This window comes from Pseudomonas sp. C321, assembly GCF_055407105.1.
In genome coordinates this window covers 17542-38196 of record NZ_JBUZRB010000016.1, presented here as the reverse complement: position 1 = coordinate 38196, position 20655 = coordinate 17542, and the positions used below count along the sequence as shown (strand labels likewise).

General features: G+C 53.4%; 16 protein-coding genes and 2 pseudogenes. 9 read left to right on the top strand and 9 right to left on the bottom strand.

The features are described 5' to 3' along the window. Positions 1 to 904: 904 nt before the first annotated feature. Together ACZRJ6_RS25860 and ACZRJ6_RS25855 are read right to left on the bottom strand one after the other, a co-directional pair. Positions 905 to 2071: a cystathionine gamma-synthase gene (locus ACZRJ6_RS25860; RefSeq protein ID WP_463970574.1), complete on the bottom strand. Its 1167-nt coding sequence runs from the start codon at positions 2069 to 2071 to the stop codon at positions 905 to 907. After that, a complete protein-coding gene (locus ACZRJ6_RS25855) occupies positions 2068 to 3444 on the bottom strand; it encodes a pyridoxal-phosphate dependent enzyme (protein ID WP_463970575.1) in 1377 nt (458 codons plus the stop codon). The genes ACZRJ6_RS25860 and ACZRJ6_RS25855 overlap by 4 nt, the downstream gene beginning before the upstream one ends. Positions 3445 to 3827: 383 nt before the next feature. Here ACZRJ6_RS25855 and ACZRJ6_RS25850 point away from each other — a divergent pair, with 383 nt between their 5' ends. From ACZRJ6_RS25850 to ACZRJ6_RS25840, 3 genes and pseudogenes are all read left to right on the top strand, one after another. Next, on the top strand, positions 3828 to 4886 hold the full coding sequence (locus ACZRJ6_RS25850; protein WP_463970576.1) for an alpha/beta hydrolase family protein: 1059 nt from the start codon (positions 3828 to 3830) through the stop codon (positions 4884 to 4886). 326 nt (positions 4887 to 5212) lie between these two features. Further along, the gene (locus tag ACZRJ6_RS25845; protein ID WP_463970577.1) at positions 5213 to 5743 is read left to right on the top strand and encodes a DUF2867 domain-containing protein; all 531 of its coding nucleotides are present in this window, start codon (positions 5213 to 5215) and stop codon (positions 5741 to 5743) included. Continuing rightward, a pseudogene (locus tag ACZRJ6_RS25840) lies at positions 5740 to 6081 on the top strand (DDE-type integrase/transposase/recombinase); the annotation flags it as partial. The gene ACZRJ6_RS25845 and the pseudogene ACZRJ6_RS25840, both read left to right, overlap by 4 nt. Before the next feature lie 155 nt (positions 6082 to 6236). On the opposite strand, the gene ACZRJ6_RS25835 reads toward ACZRJ6_RS25840, so the two are convergent. Both ACZRJ6_RS25835 and ACZRJ6_RS25830 read right to left on the bottom strand, forming a co-directional pair. Continuing rightward, entirely contained in the window at positions 6237 to 6398 is a 162-nt protein-coding gene (locus ACZRJ6_RS25835) for a DUF2986 domain-containing protein (protein ID WP_463970578.1), read from the bottom strand. A 60-nt stretch (positions 6399 to 6458) separates the two neighbouring features. Next, positions 6459 to 7234, bottom strand: a pseudogene (locus ACZRJ6_RS25830) (integrase core domain-containing protein). A gap of 262 nt (positions 7235 to 7496) precedes the next feature. On the opposite strand from ACZRJ6_RS25830, the gene hopBF1 reads away from it, so the two are divergent. Continuing rightward, positions 7497 to 8102, top strand: a complete 606-nt coding sequence (gene hopBF1 / locus ACZRJ6_RS25825; protein WP_463970579.1) for a T3SS effector protein kinase HopBF1 — start codon at positions 7497 to 7499, stop codon at positions 8100 to 8102. A gap of 379 nt (positions 8103 to 8481) precedes the next feature. Here hopBF1 and ACZRJ6_RS25820 read toward each other — a convergent pair whose 3' ends face one another. The 3 genes from ACZRJ6_RS25820 to ACZRJ6_RS25810 form a co-directional block, all read right to left on the bottom strand. After that, on the bottom strand, positions 8482 to 8883 hold the full coding sequence (locus ACZRJ6_RS25820) for a GFA family protein (protein WP_463970580.1): 402 nt from the start codon (positions 8881 to 8883) through the stop codon (positions 8482 to 8484). Positions 8884 to 8891: 8 nt separating this feature from the next. Beyond that, positions 8892 to 10103 carry a YeeE/YedE family protein gene (locus ACZRJ6_RS25815; RefSeq protein WP_463970581.1) on the bottom strand — a complete coding sequence of 404 codons (1212 nt, stop codon included), beginning with the start codon at positions 10101 to 10103 and terminating at the stop codon, positions 8892 to 8894. Between the two features lie 438 nt (positions 10104 to 10541). Continuing rightward, the gene (locus ACZRJ6_RS25810) at positions 10542 to 12254 is read right to left on the bottom strand and encodes a peptidoglycan D,D-transpeptidase FtsI family protein (protein ID WP_463970582.1); all 1713 of its coding nucleotides are present in this window, start codon (positions 12252 to 12254) and stop codon (positions 10542 to 10544) included. A 262-nt stretch (positions 12255 to 12516) separates the two neighbouring features. Here ACZRJ6_RS25810 and ACZRJ6_RS25805 point away from each other — a divergent pair, with 262 nt between their 5' ends. Beyond that, positions 12517 to 12882 (top strand): hypothetical protein, encoded by a 366-nt coding sequence (locus ACZRJ6_RS25805; protein ID WP_463970583.1) that lies wholly within the window; start codon positions 12517 to 12519, stop codon positions 12880 to 12882. 81 nt (positions 12883 to 12963) lie between these two features. Next, complete coding sequence (locus ACZRJ6_RS25800) at positions 12964 to 13977, top strand: hypothetical protein (RefSeq protein ID WP_463970584.1); 1014 nt, start codon at positions 12964 to 12966, stop codon at positions 13975 to 13977. 691 nt (positions 13978 to 14668) lie between these two features. Here the strand turns inward: ACZRJ6_RS25800 and ACZRJ6_RS25795 are convergent. After that, positions 14669 to 15580, bottom strand: a complete 912-nt coding sequence (locus ACZRJ6_RS25795; RefSeq protein ID WP_463970585.1) for a LysR family transcriptional regulator — start codon at positions 15578 to 15580, stop codon at positions 14669 to 14671. A gap of 127 nt (positions 15581 to 15707) precedes the next feature. On the opposite strand from ACZRJ6_RS25795, the gene ACZRJ6_RS25790 reads away from it, so the two are divergent. The 3 genes from ACZRJ6_RS25790 to ACZRJ6_RS25780 all read left to right on the top strand — a co-directional run bounded on the left by ACZRJ6_RS25790 (position 15708) and on the right by ACZRJ6_RS25780 (position 20124). Then, on the top strand, positions 15708 to 17015 hold the full coding sequence (locus tag ACZRJ6_RS25790; RefSeq protein ID WP_463970586.1) for an MFS transporter: 1308 nt from the start codon (positions 15708 to 15710) through the stop codon (positions 17013 to 17015). A gap of 26 nt (positions 17016 to 17041) precedes the next feature. Beyond that, entirely contained in the window at positions 17042 to 18547 is a 1506-nt protein-coding gene (locus ACZRJ6_RS25785; protein ID WP_463993562.1) for a M81 family metallopeptidase, read from the top strand. A gap of 299 nt (positions 18548 to 18846) precedes the next feature. Continuing rightward, positions 18847 to 20124: an OprD family porin gene (locus tag ACZRJ6_RS25780; RefSeq protein WP_463970643.1), complete on the top strand. Its 1278-nt coding sequence runs from the start codon at positions 18847 to 18849 to the stop codon at positions 20122 to 20124. Positions 20125 to 20289: 165 nt separating this feature from the next. Here the strand turns inward: ACZRJ6_RS25780 and ACZRJ6_RS25775 are convergent, their stop codons facing one another. Beyond that, a complete protein-coding gene (locus tag ACZRJ6_RS25775) occupies positions 20290 to 20499 on the bottom strand; it encodes a hypothetical protein (protein ID WP_463970626.1) in 210 nt (69 codons plus the stop codon). Between the last annotated feature and the right edge of the window lie 156 nt (positions 20500 to 20655).

The window sequence follows — 20655 nt, the reverse complement described above, 5'->3', positions numbered from 1 at the left end:
TACTCCCACTGTCTATTTCACCGTGAGCCCATTCTCCGGATTTCCTCCATGCGACTGAATTCCATCTAGGGTACCTACCGCTAAACCTTGCGCATACTCGGGCGAAACACCAAACATCTCTACGATTAAGGGGCTGGCTTTAGCCGGTCTCGAATGAGCGAAGCGAGCGACTTGAACTAGTTGTTAGCCCTCACCTACGGCGGTCAATACGTGGCCGTGAGGTACATCAACGGCGTACCAAGCAGAGCAATCTACAGGCTCTGGGTAAGAATTGGATGCCACTATGAAGTGCAACGACGTTATCCGACACGCAGGAACCAGTGGCAACAAAATGTCAAAACCATCGTTGCAGTAGTTAACCGGGTAAGGCGCGTTTAAGAGGCCATGCTCTGTTAAACGAATGCTAAGACTATCGAGGTCCTCTGTGCCAATGAGAACAAGTTTTTCACCAAGCACCCAAGATTGTGCATCCAAGCATTCTCCAGATGGTCGATCATCCCAAGGACCTGGAATCTTAACCCACTTGCAAGAAATCGTAACGGTGTTGATTGGTAGTTGGGGTTTAAGTACGACTAGTACTGCTTCAAGTAAATCGACGCTCATCCCAGGAGGAAGACGAGGTTCTAGTTGCGTATGTTTAAAGATAGCTTCGTCGGTAGCCAGTGCCCGGCCTTTCGCGTAAGCAGAGAAGAACAGTGCGCCGATAGTTGTTTGGATAACCATTATTCTGCCGTGAGTGCTAACGTTTAGGTTAAGGGGCTGCGGCGCGCAGTCCCAGAAAGCGAGGCCAGGAGGAAAAGCGACATGACGTGGGCACACATTACTGGCGTATGAGCAGTGTGTCCATGGTCTGCTTTTGGCCGAAAGCCGCCCCCTCAATAAAGGCGGCCCTTCACCCCATCCCTCAGATCCGTGCCAGTGCCTGAGTCAAGTCCGCCTGCAAATCCTCAACCGCTTCCACGCCCACCGACAACCGCACCAACCCATCGCCGATGCCCAACTGCGCCCTGGTTTCGGCCGGGATGCTGGCATGGGTCATGATCGCCGGATGTTCGATCAAGCTTTCCACGCCGCCCAGGCTCTCGGCCAAGGCGAAGATTTTGACGTTTTCGAGGAAGCGCCGGACCCCGGCCAGGTCGCTGTTCAGGTCCACCGAAATCATCCCGCCGAAGCCGCGCATCTGCCGGCGAGCCAGTTCGTGCTGCGGGTGCGAAGGCAGGCCCGGATAGTAGACGCGTGCCACCTGCGGCTGCTGCTCCAGCCATTGCGCCAGTTCCAGGGCGTTGCTGCAGTGGCGCTCCATGCGCAGCGCCAGGGTCTTGACCCCGCGCAGGGTGAGGAACGCGTCGAAGGGGCCGGCGATGGCGCCCACCGAGTTTTGCAGGAAGCCCAGGCGCTCGGCCAGTTCCGGGTTTTGCCCGACTATCGCGATGCCGCCGATGACGTCGGAGTGGCCGTTAAGGTACTTGGTGGTCGAGTGCACCACGATGTCGAAGCCTAGCTCCAGCGGGCGCTGAATCCACGGGCTGGCGAAAGTGTTATCGGCGACACAGAGGATACCCCGGTCGCGGCAGATGCGTGAGATGGCGCCAAGGTCGGTGAGGCTCAGCAGGGGATTGCTCGGTGTTTCGACCCAGACCATGCGCGTGTCGGCCTGCAATGACGCTTCGAAAACCGCCAGGTTCGTCAGGTCGACGAAGCTGAAGCGATGCCCGGCGCTGCGCTGGCGCACCTTGTCGAACAGGCGGAAGGTGCCGCCGTACAGGTCATTGCCGGAGACGATATGCGCGCCTGCATCAAGCAGCTCAAGCACGGTGGAAATCGCCGCCAGCCCGGAAGCAAAGGCGAAGGCCTGGGTGCCGCCCTCAAGGTCGGCCACGCAACGTTCCAGGGCAAAGCGCGTGGGGTTGTGGGAGCGCCCGTAGTCGAAACCCTTGTGTACGCCGGGGCTCTCTTGCAAATAGGTGGAGTTGGCGTAGATCGGCGGCATCAGCGCGCCGGTGGTGGGGTCTGGCGTTTGCCCTGCGTGGATGACGCGGGTGGCGAAGGCGCTTTTATCGTGCTGACTCATGTAAGGGATCTCCGTAAATGATTGAGCAGGTCGACGCGGGTAATCAGGCCATGGAAGCCTGTGGCGTCGGCGATGATTGCCACCAGGCCGCGGTCCAGTTCTGCCTGCAGTTGCGCCAGGCTGGCGCTGGGGGCCAGGGTTTGCAGGGTGTTGGTCATGGCGCTGGCCACGGTCATGTGAAAGTGCGAGGCGTCGTGGTGGATGCCGAGCAAGATGTCTGACTCGTCGATCACGCCTACCAGCCGCTGGCCGTCCACCAGCACTGGCAGTTGCGAAACATCCGCCAGGCGCATGCGCTGAAAGGCGGTGAGCAGCGTGTCGTCCGGGCCTACGCTGATCACCCGGCCATCCTCGAAGCGCCGGGCGATCAGGTCGCGCAAGTCGCCATAGTGCTTGTATTGCAACAGCCCCTGATCGTTCATCCATTGGTCGTTGTAGACCTTGGACAGGTAGCGAGTGCCGGTGTCGCAGACGAAGGTCACGACACGCTTGGGCTCGGTTTGCTCGCGGCAGTAGCGCAGCGCGGCGGCGAGGAGGGTGCCTGTGGAGGAACCGCCGAGAATACCTTCGGCGCGCAGCAGTTGGCGGGCATGGTCGAAGCTTTCTTCGTCGCTGATGGAGTAGGCCTGGCGCACACTGGACAGGTCGGCAATCGATGGAATGAAGTCTTCGCCGATGCCTTCTACTGCCCACGAACCTGGCGTGCCGAGGGTGGCGCTGCGACTGTATTCGGCAACCACCGAACCCACCGGATCGGCCAGTACCATGGCCAGGTTCGGTTGCACGCGTTTGAAGAAGCGGGTCAGCCCGGTTAGCGTGCCGGCCGAGCCGACACCGACGACGATAGCGTCCAGGTCATGCTGAGTCTGCGCCCAGATCTCCGGCGCGGTGCTGGTCTCGTGGGCCAGCGGGTTGGCCGGGTTATTGAACTGGTCGGCGAAGAACGCATCGGGAATGCCCAGCGCCATCCGCGCCGCCACGTCCTGGTAGTACTCGGGATGGCCCTTGCCGACGTCGGAACGGGTGATGTGCACCTCGGCGCCCATGGCCTTGAGGTGCAGGACTTTTTCCGTGGACATTTTGTCCGGTACCACCAGCACCACTCGATAGCCCTTGGCCCGTCCCACCAGGGCCAGGCCCAGCCCGGTGTTGCCAGCGGTGGCCTCGACGATGGTGCCGCCGGGTCGCAGCCGACCATCACGCTCGGCGGCATCGATCATCGCCAGGCCGATACGATCCTTGATCGAGCCGCCGGGGTTCTGGGATTCGAGCTTGAGGAACAGGGTGCACGGGCCAGTATCGAAACGGCTGACACGCACCAGCGGCGTATTACCGATCAGTTCGAGCACAGCGGGGCGGGAATCGTTCGGCATGTCTTCACCTCACTACGGGGTAATCGTATTGGATCGACAGCAGCCTGCGGGTGGTGGTTGCAGACAATGCACTGTCTGGAACATAGGCCGGTATCGCGCCACCTGCAACCGTATGGGTTCTCCATGCGGCACCGAAAGCAGGCCTCACTGCGTCATTCGGGAGCATTTTCCTGAGCGGTCAACGCTCTTGAACTCCACCAAAACCTTGTCTTAATTGGCTCGAGTGCGTGAAACAAGAATGGTCGGACTAATCCGGACTGCCGACTCATTTACGGGGATAAGAAAAGTTACGCACGCCGGTGAGAATGTAGACTTTAATGTCTGGGCAACTCCCCCGTGCACAGCGTCTCTATGCACTTTTCTGTTCAAGGAAGATAACAACATTGAAAACATCTTTCGGCGCCCTGCTTTTAATCTGCCTGTCTGCCAATGCACTGGCTGACGATAATCCTGTCGGTTTCCAATCCTCCACACTGGCGGACACGCACAATGAGCGTCCGTTGGAGTTGGTTGTCTGGTACCCCAGTACGACGACTGCCACCGCTCAGTTGATCGCCGACACAGTGGTGTTTGTCGGTGCTTCTGCTGTTCGCGACGCGCCGCCGGCGGCTGGCGAGCATCCATTGGTGGTGCTCTCCCACGGTTTCAGAGGCAACTGGGGCAATCAGACCTGGCTGGCGAGTGCGTTGGCCCATAAGGGTTACATCGTCGCGGCGGTCAACCATCCCGGCAGTACGACCCATGACCGCAGCCCTCAAGCGGCAGCGCAGTTGTGGCAGCGGCCCGTCGACTTGCGCCGAGCCATTGAGGCGGTCACGACTCAACCTGAAAAATTTGGCGTGGTCGCTCAGCGCCAAATTGCCGTGGTGGGCCATTCACTCGGCGGCTGGACCGCCATGGAGATCGCCGGTGCCCGTTTCGACCCAGACCTGTTTGCCCGTGACTGCAAAGTCCACTCACAGTTAACCAGCTGCACCACCTATCAACAGATGAACCCCGCGAGCACTCCAGCACTGAAGGCTAAGTTGGCCGGCGATTTGCGCGATAAACGCGTCACTGCCGTGGTTGCATTGGACCTGGGACTTTCACGCGGGATGACCGATGAAAGCCTTGCGGCACTCTCGGTTCCGGTGCTGGTAATCGCCGCTGGCGTACCGTCGCATGAGCTACCCGCTCAGTTGGAGTCCGCCGATCTGGCCAAACGTCTGCCCCGGACGTCAAGCCGTTACGTCGAGATCAGCGATGCCAGCCACTTCAGCTTCCTGTCATTGTGCAAACCTGGCGCGGTGGCATTACTCGAAGAAGATGTACCAGGCGATGGCATCATTTGCGGGGATGGGGAGGGGGAGGGCGCCCGCCCGCGTGAGGGGATCCAGCAGCAGGTTACATCGCTGATCATCGAATTTCTGGCGCAGTCCTGGGCACTAAAAATGACGTTGTAAGCCGTTGACAACAGGCCTGTAAAAGCAAGAAAAAAGCTGTTTATCATTGCCCAAGACATGCAGAGGCGTTAGCGGACAGCGATGAAGTAATTATCGATGCGCTGGATGATTTGAAAGACGAGTCGTAAGGCCAGACCAGAGCAGAAGACCGGGCTGATTTTCGTCTGTCATGACCGGCTCAGGGTGCTGCCCGGACGGCTACACCACTTCTAAGCTAGACAAGCACTGACAGGGCGACAAGGAGCGTTATACGACAAGCCATTGCAACAAGAAACGTGACATGGCATGTCGCCTAATTAGTAGTTAGACCTCAGGAGAGATCCCCGATGCCCAGAGAATTAGAGCTTATTACGCCCGTGCCAGTCCCCTCGAGGTCCGGCATCTACCACCTTTACAAGTCGATGAACCTAGCGGACGCTTTTGCGATTCGGCTCCCTGCGGGCACATCTAGCAATCCAGATTTGTTAGCTCGATTTATCCTTTCCCACCAGCCATTCTGGATCGGATGGCTCACGAAAGTCCGAGACACTATCGTTGCCTGTTTTGGTCTCAAGACAGCCAAACACTTGGCATCACTTGCTAATCGGATTGGACCCTTCAAGGTCTACAGCACGAACCAGACTGAAATCGTGTTGGGAGAGGACGACAAGCACCTCGACTTCCGGATATCGGTTCTATGTTCTGGAGAGGCAGAGCCAGAAGGCAGTCACCAACTCGTTTTTTCAACCGTGGTCCAGTGCCACAACCGTCTAGGCCGGGCCTACATCTTCATCATTGCCCCATTTCACCGCTTGGTTGTTAAGGCCAGTCTCATCCGTGCAGCGCGCATCGGTTGGCCTCTGGCTACCTGCCCCTGATGCGCGAGCTTGAAATCGTGAGTAAACAGCCAGGGTCATATGCTTACAAACGAGCAACGGTTGAACGACTGGATATCCCGAACATCTTGAATCGGGAGTTCGATGTCCCGGCACCCAACCAGGTGTGGTGCGGTGACATCACCTACAGTTGGGCCCAGGGGAAATGGCATTACCTGGCGGTCGTACTGGATCTTTGCGCGCGCCGGGTGGTGGGCTGGGCGTTGTCGGAAAAGCCGGACGCCGAGCTGGTTATCAAGGCGCTGAATATGGCCTACGAACAACGTGGAAGACCTCAGGGCCTGCTGTTTCACTCGGATCAAGGGTCGGTTTATGGGACGACCTGCAGGCTGGATGCAGAAGCTGACGGGGCGAGGAGCGAAGCGATGCGTTCGCCAGGTGCGCTGGAGTTCGCAGCGTCCAGCAACCGAAGAGAGCGACGTTGACTGCATTGTTCAGCCGCGTTCTTGCGGTACGTGCCATCGGAATACCTAGATCAGCTCTCAGAGGAAATGATTGAGTCGTGACTGGGTTCAGCAGCGAGTTTCAATTGGTCAGCTTTACTAATGTATTTAGACTTGCTTGCCGGTGCCAATTTGGCACTAGCCTTTTTGGCGTGAGCCTTTAAGAGCTGCTTTATTTTTTTACGACGATTCATGTTTTTCTACTCGGTTTGTAAGGTGATTCCCCCATTTCTAATACACATCAGAAATAGAGGTCAGGCCACCAGGGCCAACTTCTGTTTAGGGGCAATGCCGCCAAGGGCCATATTCGGGCGCTCGTGATTATATGTCCAGATCCAGTTCGTACCATAGTTCTGAACTTCAGCTATCGACTCAAACAAGTAATGGCCCAGCCAATCGTAACGTACCGTGCGGTTATAGCGTTCGACGTAGGCGTTCTGCTGTGGATTGCCTGCGGTTTTCCGCGCCATTCAATGACCTGATCCAGCGCCCGCACCACGCGTTCAGCCGCAAGCGACAAATCAATTTCCATGCTCAGGGCTTCACGGTTGAAGTCATCAATCAGATGGAACACCCGAAAACTGCGTCCGTCCACTAATTGATCGTGCATGAAGTCCATTGACCAGCACTGGTTAGTGGCCTCAGGAACGGCCAGCGGCTCAGGCTTCTCGCGCACGATGCGCTTGCGTGGTTTGATGCGCAGATTGAGCTCAAGCTCGCGGTAAATTCGATACACCCGCTTGTGGTTCCAGCGATAACCCTTAACGTTGCGCAGATACAGAAAACACAAGCCAAATCCCCAGTTACGCTGGTTGTAGGTGAGTTGGATCAGTTTGTCGGCGATCTCGGTGTTTTCAGGCGCCAAGCGGGCCATCAGCGAGGCGTCCATACCGCCGAACTTGGTACGCCACTTGTAGAACGTAGCCGAACTGATGCCATGCTCGCGGCACAGCTCTGGCGCAGGAGTTCCAGCCTCGGCTTGCTTGAGGCTAGCCATGATTTGACTGTCTGAAAAACGCAATGTCTTCACGCAAAATTTTCTTGATCCGGTCAGGAGAAAATTCCACTTCTGATGAGTGCTTTTTTCAGGGGGATTAGCCAGCCAGCAACTTTAATGTTCTTGCCCCCCCTGAGTCCTCAGCAACTCGAGCGATTGGGAGCACGCCAGCCTTTCAAGCAACGCATGAAAAATTGGAACTCACCATACCTATCTGTTCACTCACTGATCCAGACGTCGATGCATTCCATCGCAAGTCTGTAAGATAAAAACAATGTGGAAGGTGGCTAACATTATGAAAAAAGTTTCCAATGCGACATCCCTCTCGGACGGCCTGAGTAACAATATAAGCGAGGGTGCTTCTAAATTTAATTCTATACAGTCGTTAGGCGTAAAGCTTGGAACCGGAAGTCAGAAAGATGTTTACCATTCTCAGCAGGATGCTAGGCAGTGTGTCTGCCTGATCCGCGCCGGCACCACGGGCAATATTCCAGCGAGTGATTTCGCAGAAAAAGAGATGCAACTGACCAAGCAGCTTAAAGACCTAGGTTTTCCGGTGGTCGATGCGCATGCGTTGGTTGACTACAATGGCCAAGTTGGCCTTTCAAAAGACTACATTCACAACGCGCTGGATTCTGAAGACGTGATTCATAACCGCAAGAGCCTGCCTAGCAACGTAACCTTTAATACAAACGTCCAAAAGGACTGCGACGCTATCATTGCCAAGCTGAAAACCCATCACGTGCACATCGAGGACTTACAGTTCATTATCGATGGTTACGGACGGGTGCTTATCAATGACCCCCGGGATGTGGTGAAATCTTCGCCGGAAAAAAGTATTAATAAGGTTCGCGAATTGCGGGCCATTGCGTTGAACAACTTGCTCGACGACAGCGACTGACGGTTTGGGCGGATTTTCCACCCAAAAAGCATGCGTTCGCTACCGGGCCTACTACGCTGAGCGCTAATTAACCGACGGAGCGGGAGCAATGCAGATGCATGAAGTAGGCGAGCTCGAAGAGGTGCTGTATGTGAGCGAAGGCAACCAGTTGCTCGCGGTATTGCCGCGAGTGGCACTGTCCCGGTATGTGCCCTGCGTTCCCTGAGGGAGCCGAAGACTGAGTATTAATAACGCTGCTTATGTTCAAAAGGCCCCCACACTGACGCCAGGTGTGGGGGCCCTTTTATGTGCCGGCGCAAACCATACCCCCTGGTATGCCACCATCCCCTACAGTGGTGGCAGTCGGGCTTATCGGCTGCCAGCCGCAGATTTCAAGGCGTTACTGGTGTTGCGGCCAACGATCCTGGATTTCGTACCACGAGGCTTTGGATGTTACCTCTATGTGCTTTTGTTTGTCGGCGATGAACTCCGTGTCCAGGGTCCCCAGCGCTATCGAAATCCAGTCAGCGTATTCGCCTTGGCTTGTTGACCAGAACAGCGACGAACCGCACTGGGAGCAGAACTTGCGCAGTACTGATTCAGAGGACGGGTAGGACCGGATGCTATCGCCGCCGCAGACAATATTCAGATCGCCACGCAGTACGCTGCCATAGCTGGCGAAAGCCGCACCGTGGCTTTTGCGGCATTGGCTGCAATGGCAATGGGAAAGCGCCTTGGGTCGCGACCGGATCTCGTATTTAACGGCGCCGCAAAGGCAGCTTCCCTGAAGGGCGTCAGTCATTGGATTTCTCAGCAACCGCCCAACGCCAATTGCCGACGCTCGGCCCCAAAGAAAAACGGCCGCAGACGCACGCCCACGCTATTACCGATAAACGCAGCCACTAACCATAGCCAACCATGCAGGCTGCCCGAGGCGATGCCACTGAAGTACGCGCCGATGTTGCAACCGTACGCCAGGCGCGAACCATAACCGAGCAGCAGGCCACCAATGACCGCCGCGAACAGCGAACGGGCCGGAATTTTCAGGTTGGGTGCAAAACGCCCGGCCAAGCCTGCGGCCAATAGCGCACCGAGGATGATGCCGATGTCCATGACGCTGGTGATGTCTTCCCACACCGGCGCGGCCAGGGCTTTGGCATTACTCGGGATCTGCCAGAACACCCAACTGCCGACATCGACGCCCAACCCGCTCGCAACCTTGGCGCCCCACAGCGCGAACGCCGAAGTAATGCCCCACGGCCGCCCGGCCAGCGCCAGAGTGGCGTAGTTGAGCAGGGCCAATCCAATTGCACCCCATACCAATGGCCACGGCCCGCGCAAGAAGCGGCGCAGACCTTGGTGCTCGCTGGTCACACCCTTTTCAAGCTGCCCATGACGGCCCTTTTCCAGCCGTACGGTCACAGCCGCAATCATCCCGAACACGGCCAGACTCACGAGCAATGCCGGAACCACGCCGAAACTTTTGACGATGGAAGTCGCCGGGAACGAGGGCAGCGAAAACCACCAGTCAACGTGGTGAGTGGCGATCAACGAACCGCAGATAAAGAAGAACAAGGTCACCAGCATGCGCGCATTACCGCCGCCCACGGTGAACAAGGTGCCTGACGCACATCCGCCGCCCAACTGCATGCCGATGCCGAAAATGAACGCACCGAACACCACCGAAATCCCGGCCGGCGCCACCAACCCGACCACTGGCTGACCGAACAGAGTGCCCGCACCCAGTGCAGGGAAGAACAGCAGCACCGCCACCGCCAGCATCACCATTTGCGCACGCAAACCCGCGCCACGCCGATCATTGATGAACACCCGCCAGGCCGACGTAAAACCGAAGGCTGCGTGATAAAGCGTCAAACCCAACGCCGCGCCGACCACCAGCAACAGCACTTGGCGCGAGCCGACGCTGTTTTGCAGGAACGCGGCGCCAACTAACAGGAATACAAAAGCCACCAGCGGCGCGACCAGCTTGCGCTCAGGTGTCATAGAGAGAGAACGGCTCATGAGGTATCTCAGTTCATTTGAGTTTGGTTAATTTCGATGGCGCCGAGTATAAACCCAGGAGGGTGTCTGATCTTTGTGTAAATGGTCATTAGGTGCCCATTGCCTTTCCCAAGGAGTCTCAACGACCTGACCCAAGTACACCAAACGAGTTAAACCCGATCCTGATACCAGGGGAACCATGCGTTTGGAGCAACCGCGTCCCGAACGCGTGCACGGAACACCACGGCATTCGGTTCGACCCAGTTGGCCTCGGCGTTCACTTCAATGCGGGCAGGCTGCTTTCGGCCAAAAGTAATCAGTCGCCTATCAGAAACTGATTGTTGGAACGATTTGGGATAGGCCCCTTGTCTGCCAACGAGCCCGAATTCGATTCAGTCAGCGTCGCAAGCCGATCTGCATTTCAGGGTGGCTATCACGGTCACTTCAGTCACCATAACTCTAGACCGGGCCGGAACGTTCTGCGCCAACTGAACCTTGAGCGGCTGGCAGAGTTTGACTTTGGTCACTCGGTATATTTCTGATGCGAAGGACATCTTCAAGTACCTCCTTGAAAATCGGTGCTGCAATCGCTCCCCCGAAGTAACCCTTAGCGGTGGGCTCATCCACCAATACAGCCATAATGAACTCAGGTGCGTTGGCCGGAGCGATACCCACGAACATGGCTCTATATTTATTGCTTTGATATCCGCCACTGGATGCCTTGCGTGAGGTTCCGCTTTTACCCGCTATTACATAACCTTTGATTGCTGCGCGCTTTCCGCCTGCTCCAGGTCCATCGACTGCATGCACGAGCATGTCCAGAATACTGTTGGCGACCTCCGGGCTTATGACATTGCGGGGTGGCGGTGCCTCACCTTTGATTATCGATAATGGAACCAGGTTTCCATTATTTGCAAAGACGGTATAAGCCTGAGCCAGTTGAGCCAAGTTGACCGACAAACTGTATCCGTATGAAAGGCTAGCTGTGGCGATATCTGACCATACCCTCTTGGTTGGAACAGTCCCAACACTTTCCCCTGGAAAGTAGACTGAGGTGTTATTTCCGAATCCCAGCTCAATCAGCAATTGAGAAATGACTGCTCCACCTGTCGGAATCGCGACCTTGCTCATGCCGACATTTGACGAGCGGCGGATGATGCCCGGCAGGTCTAACTGATTGTCCCTACCCACATCTCGAATCGTATACCCATTAATTTTTACGAAGCCTGGTGCTATTTGAATGATGGCATTTTTGTCAACTATGCCAGCGGTCAGAACGGCGGCCATACTGAATGGCTTTATCACGGATCCCGGTTCATATACGTCAGTAAATACGCGGTTTCGAATGACGTCCGCACTAAAGCTTTTACGTGCATTGGGGTTGAATGAGGGCATCGTGGATAATGCTAATACCTCTCCTGTTTTGGCGTGTATAAGAATTGCACTTGCCGACCGGGCTGCATTGTTCTTAAGTCCTTTCAATAGTGCTTTTTCAACGTAGTACTGAAGGGTGGAGTCAATTGTTAAATATAGATCCTCTCCAGGGGTGATGGGCTTGTGCACAAGGATTTCGCTAGTGACTCGCTTGCGTAAATTCAAGGTGAGTTCTTCTAGGCCAGACATGCCTGAAAGTTTATGGTTATACATTAATTCGATACCTTCAATGCCCTTCTGGTCAATGTTGGTGAAGCCTAATGTCTGAGCCAGCATCGAAGACTGCGGGTAAAATCGCTTGTATTCCTGGCGCTCATAGATGCCTGGGATAGATAATTTTATTATCTTCCTTGCGACCTCTGGATCAACCCTTCTGGCTAAATAAGCGAAGGATTTGCCTTGGGTGTTCAATGCCAAATGGCTAATCAGCGAGGCGTCAATATCAAGATGCTCGTTCAATATTACTGCCTGCTGTTTAGTTGGGGTGAATTGTTTAGGATTTACCCACAAGGTGCTGACGGGTGTGGAGACCGCCAAGGGCTGTTTGAATCGATCAAATATGGTGCCGCGCACGGGAACTGTTTCAATCAGTCTCGTTGAGCGTTTGCGGCCTTCGTTATTCAAGAACTCATGAGAAAAAATTGTAAGGTGAGTAATTCTTGCCACAAGTACCATTGAAAGGAAATAAAAAATAGCTAGAATTATCGTAAATCTTGGATTTTGCGCTAGGAGACTCATACAGCTTTCCTGATTTATACGTACGACGAAAAAGCAGCCTAACTAACTTATTACTATTTTGCTTGGTATTATTAAGAAACAGTTTTTCATGAGTTATGGGAAAATAATTACGGTGAATCAAGAGTGAAATGCAGATATTTCAAACGAGTCTAGTCCCTTGCTACTTCGTAATACCGTACCAGTTCGCAGTAACGGCGCTGATCCCTGCGCTTTTCATACCCTGTTAAAAGACGGTGAGAGAAATCGATGTTTTCGAAGCTGAATGACCGGTTTTGGCCAATGGCTGCCGTTCGCGACCGACGGCTTTCGGCCGATTCTGTTGAAAAAGTCGGCTTGCCCAAAACGCTCGAATATAGATGGACGAAAACACCTCTTTTGCACGCTGCTACGTGAAATCCAACTCCTGAACCTTCTGCGCAAACTCAGATTTCAATCTCAGGCGCGTACTTTTCTGCCGTGGAATTCGAAGCCGACTTTTTCAACAGAATCGGCCAAAAGCAGTCATCCAGAATCGCTTACTAAATCAGAACATTCAGTCGACGTTGCAGGCGCAGCGGGATCAATCTCGGGCATATTGGTCAGCGTATCGGGCGGTCAAAAAGACCCGCTTAGCAATACCGATTGCTAGGCTCTGTACGAAAAGATTTATCGTGACATCGTGTCCGGCCTTCTTGCGCGGATTATATAATCATCGAGAGGAGATTTTCAGGTGACGCAGGACAGAGAGCATCCCCTAACTGAACTGATATCGATTGCGGCCAAAGCCGGTGTAGGGCTTTTGCCTGGAGGCGGACTGCTCACTGCTGGCTATGAAAGCTTGCAGCTTTTGAGTAAGCAGGCAGCGATTCAGATGGAGCGTCGAACTGAAAAGCGCTACGAAGAGTTCATCAAGAATGTCTTTGAGGGTGAGGTCACACCAGATGTGACCCAGCATCTCACTGCTGATGATTACACCGCGCTCCTTTCGGGCTGTATGAACGATATGGAGAACGAGAAAGCCAAATACTATGGCCGTTTGGCGGCTGCGATCGGTAGAGGTGAAATCAAGAGCAACAGCAGGCGATTCATGATTATTACGCTCAGCCAACTGTCTGAGCTTCAGCTCCAAATGCTGCGGAAATCTTTCATAGCCTCCCAGTTTTCGTTACGCCCTAGTCAGGGCAGCGGGCAGTTGGATGCTATTCAGATACTGCAGATCAGCGATCCGATTCAGAATCATGAGTACAATGACCTCGTCAGCAGGTCACTCTACGTCACTGACAAGCTCTCAGATTTAGCAAAAGACCTAGTTAAGGCTTGTTTCGATCCGCAAGAGCTTCAGCCTGCAGCCATCGGTCATTTGGAGTGGTATCCCAGAATAGTGGATATTATTTTCGACTCGAATCAGACAGATCTAGTCTTTTCGTTGATTGATGCTTGTTGGGCGTCAGCGATTCGTTCGTCAAACCGGGGGGTTCAAATAATTGATCGACCAGTTCTAGCCCATTTCGCTAGTCCGCGCGTCATGATCATGGGCAGCGATGCGGAACCCGATTATTTACCGTCCTTGAAGGCACGAATGAAAGATAATGACGTTCTTTTCGTGTGCTATCACAATCACGAACAACTCATTCGAGCCTATTACCCCCACAGTACAGTCATCAATGCGCGTGGTTTGTCTACGGTCGAGATCACTGAGCAGGTAATGACGCGAATCAAAACGGCGAACGGTTTGGCCATTTAACCGGTCCTTGGCTGTCGCTGGTCAACGACAGCCAATTTGCAGCTAGCCGTGTGGTCGGCTCTTCATGACTGGTCTAGTTGCGAGGAGCCAGCAATGTTTAACCGTGGTAGCGACGTGTCCTTTGCGGCCTTGCTGCAGCTGTGTAACTGTCATGTTAGCTTTGGGTCGATTGCTCACTGTCAAGAAGGGCTGCAACCGATCCGAAGCGGACGGTCAAGCCGTTACTCTCCCTATTTTATTGGGCAACGCCCTGATGAAGGTGGCGGTTAGTTTTCATGTGCGAGAGAGGGGGACAACGCCAGTGCTGAGGGGAGCACGCATTACCGCTTATACAACCAGGATGGCAGTGGCATAGAAGCGCTTATCCGGTGATCAGTGAAGCCAAGCGGAATTGAACCAGTTGCCGAGATATCACTGACCCAGTCTGATTCTTCGCGAACCATTGCCTGTGCTGGATTTGTGCCGACTTGTGGGTGGTGCAGTTTTTTACCGGTACATGGGCCAATTCGACATTGGCGTCTACAAATCCTGACCTTTAGGGCTATTGCATCCGCTTAAAAAAACGTGGACGCCATCACCAATGCGGGAGTTCGGAAGGTGTGTTGGCGGGACGCTTACTGCTAAGGTGATGGCTTTGAGGGGGCTTGAAAAATGTTAGTGTCCTCGGATTGTATGAATTTATCTTCGGTATTTATTTATTGAATATAAATATCCGTTCTTTGATCCATTTTATAAGTTCTTCTGCACCAACAGATTGGGGCTTTCTTTTTTTAACTAGAAGACGAGCATGTATGTTTTGGAATAGTGGGTGATCGATTGATCTAGTAACAAGATCTCCGCTGATCATATCGTTAAAGGCGGAAAATTCGCTCATCATCGTTACCGCATCTCCGCTCATCACATAACGTCGGAGGGCGGTGAGAGAGTTCGTTACCATGGCCGGTCGAATGGATAGATTTTCTGTATGTGTTACGAGCTGAATAATCTGTCCTAATCCGTATTGAAGCGGCATCACAGCTAACGGGTAACGCATTATCTCTTCGAATTTCAGAGGTTCACTGAGATGCGTAAGCGGATGATCTGATCGCATGAGCAATCGAACAGGTTGCAGTGATGATGCGCGGTAGGTGACTTCAGGATGCGCAGGTGGATTGTACGCGAGGCCGATATGGGCAGCGCTCTGAACTACTTCCTCCAGAACGCTCTTGACCGGAAGCACATCTAGACTGATACGAATACCAGGATAGGTGGCGGTGAAATCCCTCAAAACATTGTCGATCAGCAAGTCGATGAATCCCTCGCTGGTAACGATACGGACTTCACCCTCCCTTAACCCCTTCAATCCTCGCAAGCGGTCTTCAAGATGCTCTTGTTGTGCCTGGCAGCCACGCCAGAACTCAAGGAGAAGGTGGGCTGCTTCAGTAGGAACCACGCCACGTGCTTGCCTTTCGAACAATACAGTTTCCACTTCCTCTTCCAGAAGTTGGATTTGACGGGTAATAACTGAAGGTGCCGTGTTCAGGTTTTCGGCTGCCCCACGAATTGAACCGCTGGACAGAACCTCATAGAAATACCGCATTCGGCGTTGATTCAGATCTCTCACAAAAAATCCTCCCCTTGCATAACCGTTGCCCTCAGAGCAACGATAACATCAAAAAGTTGCTGTTGCTTGCCTTGCCATTCCGCCTGAATATCAATCGCACAATAAAAACGCCTACAGCGGAGGCAGTATGCAAAAGTGCATCAATCCATCGAGCGAGCTATCGACCATCTATCGGAAAATAGACTGGCGGTTATTACCCTTTTTGCTCCTATGTTACGTGGTGGCGTATCTGGATCGGGTAAATGTGGGATTTGCCAAGCTTCAGATGCAAAGCGATCTAAGTTTATCTGACGCTGCTTATGGACTTGGTGCCGGAATTTTTTTCATAGGCTACGCCTTGTTCGAAACCCCTAGCAATTTGCTATTGCCCAAGATCGGAGCGCGCAAGACGCTCAGCCGGGTAATGATTTTGTGGGGTATTACATCTGCATGCATGGTGTTCGTAGAAAGCGAGAGATCATTTTACGTGCTGCGTTTTCTCCTTGGAGTCTTTGAGGCGGGTTTCGCTCCCGGAATGATTTTTTACCTTACCTATTGGTATGGGCGTGAGCGGTTAGGCAGAGTGATGGCAATCGTTATGCTTGCGGGGCCTCTGGGCGGCATATTTGGGGCACCTTTGTCCGCGTGGATCATGACCACCTTCGCAGGTTTCCACGGCTTGGCTGGATGGCAGTGGATGTTTTTTCTGGAGGCATTACCGGCTGTAGTGTTAGGTCTCATAGCGTTGAAAGTTCTTAGCGATAAACCCTCGGTCGCGCCTTGGCTGAGTGCGCGTGAAAAACAAGTGCTGAATGCGCATATCGGTGAAGGGCAGGGAGCCCACCATTCATTTGTACAAGTGTTAAAAGACCCACGTGTGTATCTAATGGCGGCTGGTTATTTCTGCTTGATTTGCGGAATTTACACAATGAGCTTTTGGCTGCCATCCATTCTGAAGGACGCAGGCGTTCAAGGTGTCATGCAGATCGGCCTGTACTCAGCGATTCCATATGTGGGTGCGATGGCAGGGATGTTGATCTTTGGTCGTACATCAGATTACTTTTTTGAGCGGCGTTGGCATACCGCTGTACCGGCGTTAATTGCAGCCATTTGTTTAATGGGGTCTGTGATTTACAAGAATGAGTTTGTTTTTGCACTCACTTTCTTGACGCTTGCTACGATCATGATGTGGGTTGCTTATACAGTGTTCTGGGCAATTCCTTCGCAATACTTCAAAGGTGACACTGCTGCGGGTGGTATCGCAGTTATTAACACCATTGGGTTAACGGGCGGGTTTCTCAGTCCCACGGTGATCGGTTATGCCAAGTCCATCACTGGCAACTCTGATGCAGGTCTTCTGGTCATGGCTGCAATTCTAATAGTGGGTTCATTGATACTTGCCGCCAACAAGCCGCAACGTGTTCAGCAAAAAGCTTGCATTACACAGCCTGTCTAAAAATTTCAACGAGGCGTTTAATAGCCATGACATATCGAATTCTGATCGCTGGTTTTCAACACGAAACAAATACGTTCGCGCCCTCCAAAGCTGAATATGAGAATTTTGTCAGGGGTGAAGGTTTTCCTCAGATGGTAAGAGGCGTTGAGATGTTGGAGCTTCGGAATGTTAATATTCCGGCAGGCGGGTTTCTGATTGAAGCAGAGCGCTTGGGCTATGAAGTAGTCCCGGTGATCTGGGCTGGAGCCAGTCCATCCGCGCATGTTACTCAAGAGACCTACGACCGCATTACCGATGAAATCATAAAGGCCGCTGCAAACGAAGCAATCGACGGTATATATCTAGACTTGCATGGCGCGATGGTTGCCGAACATACGGATGACGGAGAAGGAACGCTCCTAGCTCGGCTGCGAGCTGTTGTCGGCCAGGATATTCCGATAGTCGTATCTTTGGATTTACACGCTAATGTTACTGAGTTGATGCTCAACCACGCAGATGCAATGGTTGCATTTCGTACTTATCCCCACGTGGATATGGCTGATACTGGCGCACGAGCCGCCAAATTACTTGAATTGCGGCTCCGTTCGGGAAAACTGCATTGCGAGAGCCTGCGACTCCCTTTCCTGATCCCGATAAACGGGATGTGCACGCTCATGGATCCAGCACGAAGCCTTTACGACCAATTAGAACACCTTGAGTCCGAAGGTCTTTCATTGTCATTTACTCCAGGCTTTCCGGCTGCTGATTTCGAGGAGTGTGGGCCGGTTATCTGGGGTTATGGAACAGACAGGCAAGCGATCAAGGCTGCTGTCGCTGTCCTTTATAAAAAGGTAGTGGGGGAGGAGGATCAGTGGGAAGTACCTTTCCTGCTCCCGGACGAAGCAGTGCTCCGAGCAATGACATTAGCAGAAACCGCTCAGCGTCCAATCGTCATTGCCGATACCCAAGACAACCCGGGAGCAGGCGGGGATTCGAACACAACAGGAATGCTTAAAGCACTCATTAAACACGGTGCTACTAATGCCGCCGTAGGATTGCTTTATGACCCGGCAGCAGTTCAGTCCGCCATTGCAGCCGGGGTAGGCGGTTTCATTGAAATAGCGCTGGGGGGACAGTCGGGTGCACTGGGCGATAGTCCTTTGCAGGGGCGCTTTGAAGTAATGCATCTATCCGATGGCCGCTGTCGTTTTGCAGGCCCCATGATGAATGGCATGGAGGTTGATGTGGGGCCTGTTGCATGCTTGAAAATCGGGGGAGTGAAGGTTGCTGTTAGCTCTGGTAAATGTCAGATGCTGGACAGGAATTTGTATCGGATAGCAGGTATAGAACCAGAAAAAATGAGTGTACTGGTTAACAAAAGCTCTGTTCATTTCCGGGCCGATTTCGCGCCGATTGCCGACCAAATACTCGTTGCCAAAGCGCCTGGGCCCATGACAGCGGATCCTGCGGACATTCCATGGAAAAGACTTCGTGAGGGAATCAGGCTAAAACCCAATGGGCCTTCATTCCACAGCCCTGCACTCCGCGCTTAATGACCGTTTCCAACTTAGGTATTGAACTGCATTAACGTTAAATGGCGCAAGGGGACGTTCGCCTGGATTAAAAATACTTTCTGATCTATCTGGAGTAAGAAAGTGGATTACACCAGTAGATAAGATAGAAGGCATTCCAGTTGTGCATATTAAGTCGATGCATTCGCGTTAGCGAACGCTGCGTGGGATTCGTGTGTGTTGCGTTGGCGCGGAAGATTTCCTTGTTGCTTCTGTTACTCAACAATTATAAAAAAATCGGAGCGTTATAAGTGAGCGTAAATAAAATATCTGCAACTTTGATGTTTGGTAGCATTGCCATGAGTAGCCAGGCGTTTGCTGACTTCCTAAGTGATAGCAAAGCTACGTTAGGAATGAGGAACTTCTACTTCAATAACGACAACCGTGATGGCACCGCTGCCCCATCGAAAACCGAAGAGTGGGCGCAGGGTTTCATGCTGGACGTCAAGTCGGGATATACCGATGGTACCGTTGGTTTTGGTGTCGATGCCTTGGGGTTGCTGGGTGTTACCCTGGACACAGGCAAGGGACGCCACGTCGGCAGCTCTATGATTCCCTCTGACAGTGATAACCGCGCCGTCGATGAGTGGAGTCGGTTGGGGCTGACCGGGAAAGTCAAAATATCGAAGACCGAACTGCGCTACGGCACCTTGATTCCGAAGCTTCCGATTCTGGTCGCCAACGATGGACGGGTGCTTCCACAAACCTTCGACGGCAGCCAAATCACCTCGAGCGAGTTCAAGGATCTGACCCTGACCGGTGGGCGAATTGAACATGCAACAGGTCGCGGTTCAACTGATCAGACGGGGCTGGCCGCTCTGGGAGGTACGCGTGAAAGTAACCAGTTTGACTTCGCCGGGGGCGACTGGAAAGTCACCAAGGATCTGACGGTTCAGTACTACTATGCCAATCTCGACAACTACTATGTCCAGCAGTTTTTTGGACTGATTCACACACTTGCGTTCTCGGACAACCAATCGCTTAAAACCGACCTGCGCTACTTCAAAACTGACTCGTCAGGTGCAAACAGCTCCGGAACCACTGGTTACAGAATCAGTGGCCACACCGAAAACGGCGATGGCGAGATCGATAACCGCACCTGGAGTGCTGCACTTATTTACACCGTGGGTGGGCACGCTGTTACGGCGGGGTATCAAAGCGTCTCAGATGGCAGCAATTTTACTCAACTCAATCAGGGTAGCCTTGTAGACAAGGGTGCCGGTGGGTCGAGCGTCTACTTATATACCGATCGCTTTATCCAAAGCTTCACCCGCGCAGGTGAGAATACAGCTTTCGGTCAGTATGCCTACGACTTCGCTGCTCTGGGCGTTCCTGGTCTGAAAGCATCGGTCATGTACCTTTCCGGCAACAATATCAAGACAGCAACCGGTAGTGATCAGAAAGAATGGGAAAGAGACTTTACTCTGGATTACGTCCTTCAGTCGGGAGCGCTCAAAGGTGTTGGCTTCGGCTGGCGTAACGGCAAATCCAATAGCGAAGCCGCCCGTGATCAAGATCAGAACCGGATAGTAGTAAGCTACAGCATTCCGCTTCTCTAAGGGCGCAGCATATGCGCTTGCTGAATCGCACCACTCGCGGCGTCGCGCCCGCCGAAGCAGGGTAACTGCTCTTGTAGACCCTCGCACCTGCGCTCGACGAACTGGATGCAAGCAGCCGCCCTGAGTGAGCTGGGCGGTAAGCCCGCTGGAACAATACAAATCACCTCAGTGGAGCACGCAGCCAAAACCATCCTGTGGCCGGTGCTGCGGGAGTTGATGATCACTTACCCCGCCACCCAGGCCGATATCACTTTGGACTATGGGTTGACGGACATCGTTGCCGAACGCATTGATGCCGGCGTCCGCCTTGGTGAGGACGTCGATAAAGACAATGATTGCGCTGCGCATTTCGCCAGATATTCCGATGATAATCATCGGTGCATCGTCCTACTTCGATAGGAGGATGTGCAAAGCGTCGGTAGCGAGTGACTGCTTTTGGCCCAGAGTGTGTAAAAACGCGCTGATGCTCTGTCGGCGCGCAGCGCTGACGGTTGTTAGCTGAGTAATTGCTCAGAACAAGTCCTGCGGATC

What these genes read in the sequence shown, in the direction of transcription:
- ACZRJ6_RS25860 (WP_463970574.1), bottom strand. Translation starts at nt 2,071, where the DNA reads ATGAGTCAGCACGATAAAAGCGCCTTCGCCACCCGCGTCATCCACGCA.
- ACZRJ6_RS25855 (WP_463970575.1), bottom strand. Translation starts at nt 3,444, where the DNA reads ATGCCGAACGATTCCCGCCCCGCTGTGCTCGAACTGATCGGTAATACG.
- ACZRJ6_RS25845 (WP_463970577.1), top strand. Translation starts at nt 5,213, where the DNA reads ATGCCCAGAGAATTAGAGCTTATTACGCCCGTGCCAGTCCCCTCGAGG.
- ACZRJ6_RS25835 (WP_463970578.1), bottom strand. Translation starts at nt 6,398, where the DNA reads ATGAATCGTCGTAAAAAAATAAAGCAGCTCTTAAAGGCTCACGCCAAA.
- hopBF1 (WP_463970579.1), top strand. Translation starts at nt 7,497, where the DNA reads ATGAAAAAAGTTTCCAATGCGACATCCCTCTCGGACGGCCTGAGTAAC.
- ACZRJ6_RS25820 (WP_463970580.1), bottom strand. Translation starts at nt 8,883, where the DNA reads ATGACTGACGCCCTTCAGGGAAGCTGCCTTTGCGGCGCCGTTAAATAC.
- ACZRJ6_RS25815 (WP_463970581.1), bottom strand. Translation starts at nt 10,103, where the DNA reads ATGAGCCGTTCTCTCTCTATGACACCTGAGCGCAAGCTGGTCGCGCCG.
- ACZRJ6_RS25810 (WP_463970582.1), bottom strand. Translation starts at nt 12,254, where the DNA reads ATGAGTCTCCTAGCGCAAAATCCAAGATTTACGATAATTCTAGCTATT.
- ACZRJ6_RS25805 (WP_463970583.1), top strand. Translation starts at nt 12,517, where the DNA reads ATGACCGGTTTTGGCCAATGGCTGCCGTTCGCGACCGACGGCTTTCGG.
- ACZRJ6_RS25790 (WP_463970586.1), top strand. Translation starts at nt 15,708, where the DNA reads ATGCAAAAGTGCATCAATCCATCGAGCGAGCTATCGACCATCTATCGG.
- ACZRJ6_RS25785 (WP_463993562.1), top strand. Translation starts at nt 17,042, where the DNA reads ATGACATATCGAATTCTGATCGCTGGTTTTCAACACGAAACAAATACG.
- ACZRJ6_RS25780 (WP_463970643.1), top strand. Translation starts at nt 18,847, where the DNA reads ATGTTTGGTAGCATTGCCATGAGTAGCCAGGCGTTTGCTGACTTCCTA.
- ACZRJ6_RS25775 (WP_463970626.1), bottom strand. Translation starts at nt 20,499, where the DNA reads ATGATTATCATCGGAATATCTGGCGAAATGCGCAGCGCAATCATTGTC.